The organism is Bradyrhizobium sp. BWC-3-1 (assembly GCF_032917965.1).
Taxonomy (GTDB): Bacteria; Pseudomonadota; Alphaproteobacteria; order Rhizobiales; family Xanthobacteraceae; genus Bradyrhizobium; species Bradyrhizobium canariense_D.
Genome location: NZ_CP136625.1, coordinates 6,460,603 through 6,473,530, shown reverse-complemented (window position 1 = coordinate 6,473,530; position 12,928 = coordinate 6,460,603). Strand labels below are relative to the sequence as shown.

The following is a 12,928-nucleotide window of genomic DNA, read 5'->3' as shown; positions in this document are numbered from 1 at the left end:
TCAGTTCTCGTCGGCTGCCGGCAAGGTGAAGCGGAATGTCGCCCCACCCGATGCGTTGCTCTCGGCCCACATCCGGCCGCCGTGAGCCTCGATGATCGAGCGGCTGATGGAAAGTCCCACGCCCATGCCGGTGTCTTTGGTGGTGAAGAAAGTCTGAAACAGGTTTGGCATGACGTCGTCCTGGAAGCCGGAGCCGGAGTCGGAGACCTCGATCTCGATCATGTCGTCGGCGGCGCGGGTGTTGGTGACGACGAGCTCGCGCCGTGGCGACTTCGCCATCGCTTCCAGCGCGTTGCGGAAGAGGTTGACCAGCACCTGCTGGATTTGCACCCGGTCGGCGAGCACGAGATCGGCATTTGGATTGAGGCTGAACCGAAGCTGCACGTCCTGCTCGCGCGCGCCGGCGAGCCCGAGCGCGCCGGCCTCCTCGATCAGCTTGGACAGGCTCTCGACCCTTTTCTCCGATTCGCCGCGGGAGACGAAGTCGCGCAAGCGGCGGATGATCTGGCCGGCGCGCAGCGCCTGCTCGGCGGCGCGGTCCAGCGCGCTCTCGATCTTCGGCGTATTCGGATCCTGGCTTCCGGCGAGGAGCCGCCGCGACCCCTTCATGTAGTTGCTGATCGCTGCCAGCGGCTGGTTGAGCTCGTGAGCGAGCGCGGACGCCATTTCGCCCATCGCGCTCAGCCGCGAGACGTGGACAAGTTCGGACTGCAGTTCCTGGAGCCGCGCCTGGGTTTTCTGATGCTCGGTCAGATCGCGGACGAAACCGGTGAAATAGGGCTCGCCGCCCGACTGCATCTCGCCGATCGACAGGTGCATCGGAAAGGTCGTGCCGTCGCGGCGCTTGCCGGTCACGATGCGGCCGATGCCGATGATGTGTGGGTCGCTGGTGGTCCGGTAGCGCGCGATGTAGCCGTCGTGACGTGAGCTGTCGGGCTCCGGCATCAGGATGCGGACGTTCTGGCCGATCGCCTCCGACTCGACCCAGCCGAACAGGCGCTCGGCCGCCGCGCTGAAGAGCTGGATGACGCCGTGGCCGTCGATGACGATCATGGCGTCTGGAATCGTCTGGAGGATCGAGCGGAGGTGACTCTCGCGCGTGCGCAGGGTTTCCTCGACCTGCTTCTCTTCATCGACGTCAAGAAAGATGCCGCTGAGATGTCGGGCGGCGCCGGCGTCGTCCCGAATCAGCCCCGCGCGCGCACGGATCCACTGCGCTCTGCCCAACGCCCCCGCGACCCTGAACGACACGTCGAAGCTGCCGCCCCGTTCGGAGACGTGTCGGATCGCACTCTCGATCCGCTCGCGGTCGTTCGGCTCCAGCCGGGACAGGAACAGCGCGTAACTCACCGATTGGCCAGATTCGATTCCGAACAGGATCCTGGCCGTCTCCGACCACTCCAACTCCAGTGTCTTGAGATCGAGGTCCCAGGTCCCGACGCCAAATCCTTCGATTCGAACGCGGAAATGTTCGCCCCGGCCGTCATCTTGCGGATGAATCACGCGGGTCGGCGCCAAACGATCACTCCCATTCTGATGCGGGGAACCGCACAGCGTTACCGTTGGCAATGTACCCAAGGAGGGGCCAGAGGCAAGTTCCGATGTCTTATACCATCGGCAGATTTCCGGCCGGCGCGGTGATCCAAGGTTTTGATCTATCTCATCCTGCCCCGGCGGCGGTGGGCTTACGATCGGATCAAAGCTCATTGCCCCGGAGACTCCGATGACATACGCGACCGTGATGGTCAGCCTGGCGCTCGATCAGCCCAACGAGGCGCGGCTTCAGGTCGCGGGCGAGCTTGCCGAACGATTTGAGGCGTCGATCATCGGCGTTGCTGCGGCGCAGTTCGCCCCGCCGCTCTACTACAGCGATGGCGCCGCAGCGCAGGGACTGATCGATGAGGGAGAAGCCTCGGTCAAGCGACGCCTGAGCAGGCTCGAGGCGCAATTCCGCGCCGCGATCAGGAATCGCGGCGGGCATGTGGAATGGCGCAGCGCCATGGATTTCCCGGCGCGCCTTACGTTCGCTCAGGCACGTTGCGCCGACATCGTCGTCGCCGGCGGGCAGAGCCCGGCCTTCTCCGACGCCTTCGCGCTCGCGAGCCCAAAGGATCTGGTGATGCAAGCCGGCCGACCGATCCTGGTCGTGCCTGACGGGGTCAACTGGCTCGATCTGCGCAGCGTCCTGGTGGCGTGGAAGGATACGCCGGAAGCGCGGCGGGCGCTCGCCGATGCGCTGCCATTACTGCGCAAGGCCAGGGATGTCACCGTCCTCGCAATTCCCGAAGGTGACGACGACCGCACTGCCGCGGTCGCTGGCGCGACCGACGTGACGGCGTGGCTTGCCCGCCACGGCGTGACCGCGATCACGCGCGTTTCCGAAGCGGCCCGGAACGAAACCGTCGCCGGGCAACTGGAGAAAATTGCCGGCGACGTCGGCGCCAGCATGATCGTCGCCGGTGCCTACGGTCATTCGCGCTTCCGCGAACTGATCCTCGGCGGCGTCACCCAATATCTGGTCACTCAATCTGCCCGCTGCGTGCTGCTGTCGCACTGACGCTGGAGCGATACAAGACCAATCAAAGAGGACGCGCCGTGTACAGACTCCTTGAACAGACCGTCGAAAGCTACATGACGCAGGACGTCAGGACAGTGAGGCGCGACCTCGACCTGCTCGCGCTGAGCGAGATGTTCGAGCGCGATGATTTCAATTCCTATCCGGTCGAGGACGACGGACAGGTCGTCGGCATCGTCACCAAGTTCGACATCCTGAAGTGCTTCGCCTTCACGCCGAGCCAGATGCTGCCGCGCTACCACGACCTGATGACCCGCAAAATCGGCGACGTCATGACGCCCGACTTTATCTATGTCAGCCCCGACACGCGGCTGACGCGCGTGCTCCAGATCATGGTCGAGCACCGCATCAGGAGCATCATCGTGCTCGACGGCGCGCAGAAGCTGATCGGAATCGTCGCGCGCGAGGACGTCATCGCGGCGCTCAAGGCGACGGCACGCGACTGAGGAGGCGGCTGCAGATTCGCAATTCTCGACTCCGCCATGTCACGCAGGCGGTGGGCTGCCGTTTATGCTCTGCGGTGCCCAAGCGACTGATATCGCTCTGCGATCTACATCGGTCTCACATTAACAGAAATCCACATAGCTTGATTTCAATCAATTCCCCGCGAGGGCGAATGTGGTTTCTGGCCCTGTGTTCTTTCAGAGAGAGTCCGCATGAGCCAGCCCTCCATCTCCAAGTCCATGACGTCAGGTGAAAGCGGCCTGGCTGTCGTGTTCGCGGTCACCGCCTTCCTCTGCGTGATTGCCTCGGCCAAGGCGCTCGATGCGCCCTTCGCCTTCCATGCCGCGCTGAGCGCGGCGGCGAGCCTGGCCGCGGTCTTCTGCATCATCAACCGTTACCTCGACCGACCGGCGGCGCTGCCGCCTGCGGAGATCAACGGCCGGCCCAACTACAACATGGGGCCGATCAAGTTCTCCTCCGTCATGGCGATGTTCTGGGGCATTGCCGGCTTTCTCGTCGGCCTCATCATCGCCTCGCAACTGGCGTGGCCGGCGCTGAACTTCGATCTGCCCTGGACCAGCTTCGGCCGCCTGCGTCCGCTGCACACGTCCGCAGTGATCTTCGCCTTCGGCGGCAACGTCCTGATCGCGACGTCGTTCTACGTCGTCCAGAAGAGCTGCCGCGTGCGCCTTGCAGGCGATCTCGCGCCCTGGTTCGTCGTCGTAGGCTACAATTTCTTCATCCTGATCGCCGGCACCGGCTATCTGCTCGGCGTCACCCAGTCGAAGGAATATGCCGAGCCGGAATGGTACGCCGATCTGTGGCTGACCATCGTCTGGGTCACCTATCTGCTGGTCTTCCTTGCCACGATCATCAAGCGCAAGGAGCCGCACATCTTTGTTGCGAACTGGTTCTATCTCGCCTTCATCGTGACGATCGCGGTCTTGCATCTCGGCAACAACCCGGCGCTGCCAGTCTCGGTGTTCGGCTCGAAATCCTACATCGCCTGGGGCGGCATCCAGGATGCCATGTTCCAGTGGTGGTACGGCCACAACGCGGTCGGCTTCTTCCTGACCGCCGGCTTCCTCGCCATCATGTATTACTTCATTCCGAAGCGGGCCGAGCGGCCGATCTATTCCTACCGTCTCTCGATCATCCACTTCTGGGCGCTGATCTTCCTGTACATCTGGGCCGGCCCACACCATCTGCACTACACGGCGCTGCCGGACTGGACCCAGACGCTCGGCATGACCTTCTCGATCATGCTGTGGATGCCGTCCTGGGGCGGCATGATCAACGGCCTGATGACGCTGTCGGGCGCCTGGGACAAGCTGCGCACCGATCCCGTGCTGCGCATGCTCGTGGTCTCCGTCGCCTTCTACGGCATGTCGACCTTCGAAGGCCCGATGATGTCGATCAAGGCGGTCAACTCGCTCAGCCACTACACCGACTGGACCATCGGCCACGTGCACTCCGGCGCGCTCGGCTGGGTTGGTTTCGTCTCCTTCGGCGCGCTCTACTGCCTCGTGCCCTGGATCTGGAATCGGAAGGGCCTCTACAGCCTCAAGCTCGTCAACTGGCACTTCTGGATCGCGACGCTTGGCATCGTCCTCTACATCTCGGCGATGTGGGTGTCCGGCATCCTCCAGGGCCTGATGTGGCGCGCCTACACCTCGCTCGGCTTCCTCGAATATTCCTTCATCGAGACCGTCGAGGCGATGCATCCCTTCTACATCATCCGCGCCGCCGGCGGCGGGCTGTTCCTGATCGGCGCGCTGATCATGGCCTATAATCTCTGGATGACGGTTCGCGTCGGCGAACAGGAAGTCCAGATGCCCGTCGCTCTTCAGCCGGCGGAATGAGGAGTCTTCCATGTCGTTCTGGACACGCCACCAAATCTTCGAAAAGAACTCGATCATCCTCATCGTCGGCATCCTGCTGGTGATCGCGATCGGCGGTCTCGTCGAGATCACCCCGCTGTTCTACCTCAAGAGCACGATCGAGGCGGTCGACGGGATCAGGCCGTATACGCCGCTGGAGCTCGCCGGGCGCAACGTCTACATCCGCGAGGGCTGCTATCTCTGCCATTCGCAGATGATCCGGCCCTTGCGCGACGAGGTCGAGCGCTACGGACATTTCTCGTTGGCCGCCGAGAGCATGTACGACCATCCGTTCCAGTGGGGCTCGAAGCGCACCGGTCCCGACCTTGCCCGCGTCGGCGCCAAATATTCCGACGACTGGCATGTGACCCATCTGGCCAATCCGCGCGCGATCGTGCCGCAGTCGGTGATGCCAGGCTATCCGTTCCTCAGCCAGACCGAGGTCGATCCGGACACGATCGCCGACCACATGCGCACGCTGCGGACCGTCGGCACGCCCTACACCGACGACCAGATCGCCAATGCGGGCGCCGACATGAAGGCCCAGGCCGATCCTGACAATGCCGGCTCCGACGCTTTCACCAAGCGCTACGCCAAGGCCGTGGTGCGCAACTTCGACGGCAAGGCCGGCACGCCGACCGAGATGGACGCGCTGATCGCCTATCTCCAGATGCTCGGCACGCTGGTCGATTTCAAGATCTACAACGAGAAAGCCAATCTTCGCTGAGAAGGCACCCACGATGAAAGCCATCCTGACACTCGACAATCTCGCGTCCGGTCTCGTGACCACGATCTGGACGCCGGTGTTCGTCGCGATCTTTCTCGCGATCATCGCCTACGCATTATGGCCCCGTAACAAGGCTGCGTTCGACGAAGCAGCACACCTGCCGTTGCGGGAGGAGTGAGAGACCATGACCGATCATCATAGCGACATCGATTCCGTCACCGGCAAGTCCACGACCGGACATGAATGGGACGGCATCAAGGAGCTCAACACGCCGCTGCCGCGCTGGTGGGTGATCAGCTTCTACCTCACCATCGTCTGGTCGATCGGCTACTGGATCGTGTATCCGGCCTGGCCGCTGATCTCCAGCAATACCACGGGCCTGTTCGGCTACTCGACACGCGCCGATGTCGCGGTCGAGCTCGCCAATCTCGAGAAGATCCGCGGAGCCAAGATGGTTGCGCTGGGCGCGGCCTCGCTCGCCGACATCGAGAAGGACCCGGCGCTGCTGGCGCTCGCGCGCGCCAAGGGCAAGACCGTGTTCGGCGACAATTGCGCGCCATGTCACGGCTCAGGCGGCGCGGGTGCCAAGGGCTATCCGAATCTGAACGACGACGACTGGCTGTGGGGCGGTTCGCTCGACCAGATCATGCAGACCATCCAGTTCGGCGCACGTTCCGGCCACGCCAAGACGCATGAAGGCCAGATGCTCGCATTCGGCAAGGACGGCGTGCTGAAGCCGGATGAGATCGTCACGGCCGCCAACTATGTCCGGGCACTGTCGGGCCTTCCGACCCGCAAGGGCTATGACGCGGCCAAGGGCGAGAAGATCTTCGCGGAGAATTGCGTCGCCTGCCATGGCGGCGGCGGCAAGGGCAACCCGGAGATGGGTGCCCCCAACCTGACCGATAAGATCTGGCTCTATGGTTCGGACGAGGCGACGCTGATCGAGACCATCAGCCAGGGCCGCGCGGGCGTGATGCCGGCCTGGGAAGGGCGGCTCGATCCCGCCACCATCAAGGCGATGGCAGTTTACGTCCACTCGCTGGGCGGCGGAAAATAGCCAATCCGGGACACGCGGGGGCGAACAAAAAAGCTCCCGCTTGCGCTGGATCAACTGACGCGGCGGCGTCGGGTCTAGGTTTTATCGCACCTCTCGAAAAGCTGCAGGCGATGAACAGGACCGCGAACCCAAAAGAGCTCCCATTAGACGATGACAACGGGCCGCTCTATGTGGCCCAGAAGAAAGTCTATCCCCAGAGCACCTCCGGCACCTTCCGCCGGATCAAATGGGGCCTGATGGCCTTCTGCCTCGGCGTCTACTACTTCCTGCCGTTCGTGCGCTGGAACCGCGGACTCGGCGCTCCCAGCCAAGCGGTGCTGATCGATCTTCCCAACAGTCGCTTCTATTTCTTCTTCATCGAGCTGTGGCCGCAGGAGGTCTACTACTTCACCGGCCTGCTGATCGTCGCCGCGGTGGCGCTATTCCTGATGAACTCGGTCGGCGGCCGTATCTGGTGCGGCTATCTCTGTCCGCAGACGGTGTGGACCGACCTGTTCTATGCGGTCGAGCGTCTGATCGAGGGTGACCGGCGCGAGCGGATGAAGAAGGACAAATCGTCCGACCCGATGAAGCTGGAGCGGATCTCCGAGATCGTGCTCAAACATTCGATCTGGCTCTTGATCGGGTGGTGGACCGGCGGCGCCTGGGTGCTCTATTTCAACGACGCACCGACGCTGGTCAAGGAACTCGTCACGTTCCAGGCGCCGATGCTCGCCTATGTCTGGATCGGCATTCTCACCGCGACGACCTATCTGCTCGCCGGCTACATGCGCGAGCAGGTCTGCACCTATATGTGCCCGTGGCCGCGCATCCAGGCGGCGCTAACCGATGAATGGGCGCTCAACGTCACCTACCGCTACGACCGCGGCGAGAAGCGTACGTCGGTGAAGAAGGCGGCCGAGCTGCGCGCGCTCGGGCAGCAGGTTGGTGATTGCGTCGATTGCTACCAGTGCGTGGCGGTCTGCCCGACCGGCATCGACATCCGCAACGGACCGCAGATGGAATGCATCCAGTGCGGGCTCTGCATTGATGCCTGCGACAATGTGATGACGAAAATCGGCCGGCCGAAGCGGCTGATCGGCTATGACAACGACGTCAACATCCAGCGCCGCCAGGAAGGCAAGGCGCCGATCTACCGCATCGTCCGGGCCCGCACCGTCTCCTACAGCGCGATCATCGCGGCGGTCGGCGGCATCATGATCTATACGCTGGCGACTCGCAGCCTGCTCGACGTCAACGTGCTGCACGACCGCAACCCGGTCGCGGTCAGGCTCAGCGACGGCTCGATCCGCAATGCCTACACGGTGCGGCTGCTCAACAAGAGCGGTTACGACCGGGTCATCGCGATCGACGCGAGCGGCCCGGTCAATGCGACAATCCATGTCATCGGAATCGATTCTGTGACGCCGGACCGGCCGATGATCGTGGTTCCGCGCGACTCCACCAGCGAGCTGCGGCTGCTCGTGACCGCTTCGGTGGAGGGCAATCCGGAAAAGTCCATCCCGGTTCACTTTCACGTCACCGATATCGGCCTCGGCGAAGTCGCCAGCGCCACCGACAATTTCGTCGCGCCCTAGGATCAGGAGTTCGCCATGGCAACCAAGCCGCTGACCGGAACAAAAGTGTTTCTGATGCTGGTCGCCTTCTTCGGCGTCGTGATCGGCGTCAACGCGACCATGATGAAGCTCGCGATCGCGACGCTGCCAGGGACGGACGTCGACAGCCCCTATGCCGCTGGGCTCGCCTATGACCGCGAGATCTCGGCGGCGCAGGACCAGGCTGCGCGCAAATGGAAGGTCAACGCCCATGTCGAGCGCCGCGCCGATGGCGGCGCCGTGCTTCAGGTCGAGGCGCGCGACGCGAGCGGCCAGCCGATCGCCGGACTGAAATTCGGCGGCCGCCTGGAGCGGCCGACCGACAAGCGCGCCGATCTCGCAATCGAGCTCTCGGAGGCCGGTATCGGCCTCTATCGCGGCGATGCCGCATCGGTCGCGTCGGGCCAGTGGGACTTGGTGATCCAAGGCGAGGCGCGGGGAACGCGCGTGTTCATGTCGCGCAACCGCGTGATCCTGAACTGAAGGATTTTGCCATGCACGTCTCGCGGGACTTTTCGCATTACGTCCGGACTGCGGGCGAGGGCGTCCAGCACATCGATCTCGCGGTCGAGGGCGTGCACTGCGCCGGCTGTATGGCCAAGATCGAGCGCGGGCTGTCCGCGATTCCCGACGTCACGCTGGCGCGCGTGAACCTCACCGACCGGCGCGTTGCGCTGGAATGGAAGGCGGGCACGCTCGATCCTATCAGCTTCATCGATCGCCTCGAAGAGCTCGGCTACAAGGCCTATCCTTACGAAACCGAGAGCGCGGAGGCGACCGAGGTCGCCGAATCGCGCTTCCTGCTGCGTTGCCTCGGCGTCGCCGCGTTCGCCACCATGAACGTGATGATGCTGTCGATCCCGGTGTGGTCCGGCAACGTCTCGGACATGCTGCCGGAGCAGCGCGATTTCTTCCACTGGCTGTCGGCGCTGATCGCGCTGCCGGCGGCGGCCTATGCCGGCCAGCCGTTCTTCCGCTCGGCCTGGCGCGCGCTGTCGGCCAGGACCACCAACATGGACGTGCCGATCTCGATCGGCGTGACGCTGGCGCTCGGCATGTCCGTGGTCGAGACCATCAACCACGCCGAGCACGCCTATTTCGACGCGGCGATCATGCTGCTCACTTTCCTACTGGTCGGTCGCTTCCTCGACCAGAACATGCGGCGGCGGACCCGCGCGGTCGCGGGCAATCTCGCCGCGCTCAAGGCGGAGACCGCGGCCAAGTTCGTCGGGCCCGACGAGATATCCCAAGTGCCGGTGGCCGCGATCTATCCCGGCGACATCGTGCTGCTGCGGCCCGGCGAGCGCTGCGCGGTCGACGGCACTGTGATCGAGGGCCGTTCCGAGATCGACCAGAGCCTGATCACCGGCGAGACGCTCTACGTCACGGCAGGCCAGGGCACGCCGGTCTATGCGGGATCGATGAACATCTCGGGGACCTTGCGGGTGCGGGTCTCGGCGGCCTCCGAGGCGACGCTGCTCGCCGAGATCACGCGGCTGCTCGACAATGCGCTGCAGGCGCGCTCGCGCTACATGCGGCTCGCAGACCGCGCTTCGCGACTCTACGCGCCGGTGGTGCATGCCACCGCGCTCGTCACCATCCTCGGCTGGGTCATCGCGGGCGCCGGCTGGCATGATGCCATCGTGACCGGCGTCGCGGTGCTGATCATCACCTGTCCCTGCGCGCTCGGGCTCGCCATTCCGACGGTACAGACCGTGGCCTCTGGCGCGATGTTCAAGGCTGGTGTCCTGCTGAATTCCGGCGATGCCATCGAGCGTCTCGCGGAAGCCGATCACGTCGTCTTCGACAAGACCGGCACGCTGACGCTGCCCGATCTCGAAGTGATGAATGCGGCCGATATTCCAGCAGACATCTTCGAGCTTGCCGGGCGGCTCGCGCTGTCGAGCCATCATCCGGTCGCCGCCGCGGTCGCGCAGGCCGCCGACGCCAGATCGCCGATCGTTGGCGCGGTCGAGGAGGCCGGCCAGGGCGTGCGCGCTGTGGTCGATGGCATCGAGATTCGCCTCGGCCGTCCGTCTTTCTGCGGCGCCGAGACGCTGGTCTCGGACGTGACACATCTCGACCCCGAAGCCTCCGTCGTGGCTTTCAGCAAGGGCAGCGAAAAATTCATCCTCTCCGTGCGCCAGGGCCTCCGTCCCGATGCGCAGGCTGTGATCGCGGCGCTGAAGGCGCGCAATATCGGCATCGAGATTCTCTCCGGCGACCGTGAACCGGCGGTGATCGCGGCGGCCCACGCGCTGGGCATCTCCGAATGGCGCGCCGGGGTGACCCCGGCCGACAAGATCGCGCGGATCGAGGTCCTGAAGCAGCGGGGCATGAAGGTCCTGATGGTCGGCGACGGCATGAACGATGCGCCCTCGCTGGCGGCGGCCCATGTCTCGATATCGCCGATCTCGGCCGCGCATTTGAGCCAAGCGACCGCCGATCTCGTCTTCCTCGGTCGGCCGCTGGCCCCGGTTGTCGCCGCCATCGATGCTTCGCGCAAGGCGCTGCACCTGATGCGGCAGAATCTCTGGCTGGCGATCGGCTACAATTTCCTCGCGGTGCCGGTCGCGATCAGCGGCGTCGTCACGCCGCTGATCGCGGCTGCCGCCATGAGCGGATCGTCGATCCTGGTGATGCTGAATTCGCTGCGTGCGCGCGGCGCCCCGCGGGAGATCGTGTGATGGAAATCCTGGTCATCCTGGTGCCGCTGGCGCTGATGCTCGGTCTCGCCGGTCTGGCCGCTTTCCTTTGGTCGCTTCGAAGCGGCCAGTACGACGATCTCGACGGCGCCGCCTGGCGCGCCATCGCCGACGACGAGCCGCCGCAGGAGGCGCCGGCCAAGCGCTAGCGCTTCAAGGCGAGCGTCAGCAGGGCCGCGACAGCGAGCGCCAGGCCCACCCCGGCCACGCAGGCATGCCAGCCATACGCGTCGAACAGCCGGCCGAGGACGGCGGTGCCGACGAGCCCACCGCAGAAATAGCAGGCGAGATAGGTGCCGCTGGCGATGCCGCGGTTTACAGCCGCAGCCTGTCCGACGAATCCTGTCGCAGCCGCTTGCGCGGAAAAGGTGCCGGTTCCGACCAGAACCATCCCGGCGAGGACCGCGCCCAGGTGCGGGACCAACATCAGCGGCAAGCCGACCCCGGCGATGGCGAGCGAGCCCCAGATCGTCGGACGCGTTCCGAGGCGCGACGCCACTTTGCCAGCCAGCAACGTGGTGACCACCGACGGCAGGAAGACGAAGTAAACGAAGCCGAGGTCCATCATGCCCAGCGACAGCGGTGGTCGAACCAGAACGAAATTGACGAATGTGAAGGTGCCGATGAATGCGAACAGGATGCAGAAGCCGATGCCGTAGGCGGCACGCAGCCGTGCATCCTGCCACTGCGCGATCGTCGCGGCAAACGCCGATGCCGTCGACGTCGTTGCACGCGTCGGCTGTACGCGCGCAATGGTGAAATAGACCAGGGCGGCACCGGCCAGATTGAGGGCCGCGAAGAAGTAGAAATTCCATGCCAGGCCAAGGCTATCGGCGATCGCGGCCGAGACCAGCCGGCCGACGAGATTGCTGGCGACGTTTCCTGTGATGTAGGCGGCAAAGGCGCCGCCGGAATCCATTGCGCTGCATTGCTCGCCGAGATGAGCCAATGTCAATGCGAAGGCGGACGCCATGCAGAGACCCTGCGCGACCCGCAGGCCGGTGAAGACGGCAAGATTGGGTGCAGTCGCCAGCAGGCTCGTCGGAATCGCGAGCAGGGTCAGGCTGAGCAGGATGCCGGTCCGCCTGTCGATGTGCGGGCTGAGAAGGCCGACGACGAGGCCTGCGACGGCCATGCCGAACGTGCTGGCGTTGACGGCCAGGCTCATCGCGGCCGGCGTGACGCCGTAGCGGCGCGTCAGCGAGGGCAGGATCGCCTGCGTCGCGAAGAGATCGACGACCGTCAGGAACGCAGTGAGGCCGATCACGAGAGAGCGAAGCGCAAGACCTGGTGAATGCGCGTCCATCGCCATCGCGGTTGGTTTGATCGGCGCGGAAAGATCGGTCATGGCAGGCCTCCCTTGTGATGAATGTGGCGCCCGCATGCGGGGCAGCATGGGGATCGCGGGCGCCACATTCCGTCACGCGTGCGCTGGGGTCGCGCACCCGTTACATGTTGTGGTCGTGCGGGTCCTTGCGGACGTCGCCGACATAGAGAATGACCGTTTCCTTGCCGAGGTTCTTCCACCAGTGCGAGGTGCCGGACACCTCCGGGCGGATGTCGCCGGCCTTGTGCACGATCGGATCGACGCAGTTGGAAACGTGTTCGACGATCTCGCCTTGCTGCACGAAGATCAGGGCAGGGCGGTCGTCATGGCTGTGCCAGGGCACGATGCCGCCGGGCTCGATGGTCAGCTTGCGGAAGCGCAGCTCGCGGCCTTCGATATGCGCCGGCTGTTTGCCGAGGTCGATGGCGCCGAGCGTGACGTCGGTGACGCCGACCGGCTTGTAGTCGACCATCTGCTGCGCGTTCGGCTTGATCTTGTCGGCCGGGCATTCGCCGGCGGAGACTGGCTGCGCCGAGAGTGTCAATACGCCGAGGATGGCCAAGCCGGGCCAGACCGCACGCGACAATGTGTGATGCTTGAACATCGGGACGTCTC

13 protein-coding genes are annotated in these 12,928 nt (G+C 64.5%); 10 read left to right on the top strand and 3 right to left on the bottom strand.

Annotated elements, in window-relative coordinates; genetic code table 11:
• On the bottom strand, positions 1-1,518 hold the full coding sequence (gene fixL, locus RX329_RS31270; RefSeq protein WP_085362240.1) for a sensor protein FixL: 1,518 nt from the start codon (positions 1,516-1,518) through the stop codon (positions 1-3).
• 205 nt (positions 1,519-1,723) lie between these two features.
• Here fixL and RX329_RS31265 point away from each other — a divergent pair, with 205 nt between their 5' ends.
• The 10 genes from RX329_RS31265 (at position 1,724) to ccoS (ending at position 11,135) form a co-directional block, all read left to right on the top strand.
• Positions 1,724-2,557 carry a universal stress protein gene (locus tag RX329_RS31265; RefSeq protein ID WP_204510564.1) on the top strand — a complete coding sequence of 278 codons (834 nt, stop codon included), beginning with the start codon at positions 1,724-1,726 and terminating at the stop codon, positions 2,555-2,557.
• 38 nt (positions 2,558-2,595) lie between these two features.
• The gene (locus RX329_RS31260; protein WP_317244791.1) at positions 2,596-3,021 is read left to right on the top strand and encodes an HPP family protein; all 426 of its coding nucleotides are present in this window, start codon (positions 2,596-2,598) and stop codon (positions 3,019-3,021) included.
• 210 nt (positions 3,022-3,231) lie between these two features.
• Positions 3,232-4,881, top strand: coding sequence for a cytochrome-c oxidase, cbb3-type subunit I (gene ccoN, locus RX329_RS31255; protein WP_317244790.1), 1,650 nt, complete (start codon positions 3,232-3,234; stop codon positions 4,879-4,881).
• Between the two features lie 10 nt (positions 4,882-4,891).
• Entirely contained in the window at positions 4,892-5,626 is a 735-nt protein-coding gene (gene ccoO / locus RX329_RS31250) for a cytochrome-c oxidase, cbb3-type subunit II (protein WP_247300297.1), read from the top strand.
• 13 nt (positions 5,627-5,639) lie between these two features.
• On the top strand, positions 5,640-5,804 hold the full coding sequence (locus tag RX329_RS31245) for a CcoQ/FixQ family Cbb3-type cytochrome c oxidase assembly chaperone (protein ID WP_018457132.1): 165 nt from the start codon (positions 5,640-5,642) through the stop codon (positions 5,802-5,804).
• 6 nt (positions 5,805-5,810) lie between these two features.
• A complete protein-coding gene (gene ccoP, locus RX329_RS31240; RefSeq protein WP_247300295.1) occupies positions 5,811-6,686 on the top strand; it encodes a cytochrome-c oxidase, cbb3-type subunit III in 876 nt (291 codons plus the stop codon).
• Between the two features lie 110 nt (positions 6,687-6,796).
• The gene (gene ccoG, locus RX329_RS31235; protein ID WP_204510567.1) at positions 6,797-8,263 is read left to right on the top strand and encodes a cytochrome c oxidase accessory protein CcoG; all 1,467 of its coding nucleotides are present in this window, start codon (positions 6,797-6,799) and stop codon (positions 8,261-8,263) included.
• Positions 8,264-8,278: 15 nt separating this feature from the next.
• Positions 8,279-8,764 (top strand): FixH family protein, encoded by a 486-nt coding sequence (locus RX329_RS31230; protein WP_085352098.1) that lies wholly within the window; start codon positions 8,279-8,281, stop codon positions 8,762-8,764.
• 11 nt (positions 8,765-8,775) lie between these two features.
• Entirely contained in the window at positions 8,776-10,968 is a 2,193-nt protein-coding gene (locus RX329_RS31225; protein ID WP_204510568.1) for a cation-translocating P-type ATPase, read from the top strand.
• Positions 10,968-11,135: a cbb3-type cytochrome oxidase assembly protein CcoS gene (ccoS, locus tag RX329_RS31220; protein WP_007594007.1), complete on the top strand. Its 168-nt coding sequence runs from the start codon at positions 10,968-10,970 to the stop codon at positions 11,133-11,135. Before RX329_RS31225 ends, ccoS begins: the two co-directional genes overlap by 1 nt.
• On the opposite strand, the gene RX329_RS31215 is transcribed toward ccoS, so the two are convergent.
• Positions 11,132-12,334: an MFS transporter gene (locus RX329_RS31215; protein ID WP_204510569.1), complete on the bottom strand. Its 1,203-nt coding sequence runs from the start codon at positions 12,332-12,334 to the stop codon at positions 11,132-11,134. The two genes, ccoS and RX329_RS31215, sit on opposite strands and share 4 nt — an antisense overlap.
• Positions 12,335-12,434: 100 nt before the next feature.
• The gene (locus RX329_RS31210) at positions 12,435-12,917 is read right to left on the bottom strand and encodes a cupin domain-containing protein (RefSeq protein ID WP_204510570.1); all 483 of its coding nucleotides are present in this window, start codon (positions 12,915-12,917) and stop codon (positions 12,435-12,437) included.
• Positions 12,918-12,928: the final 11 nt, after the last annotated feature.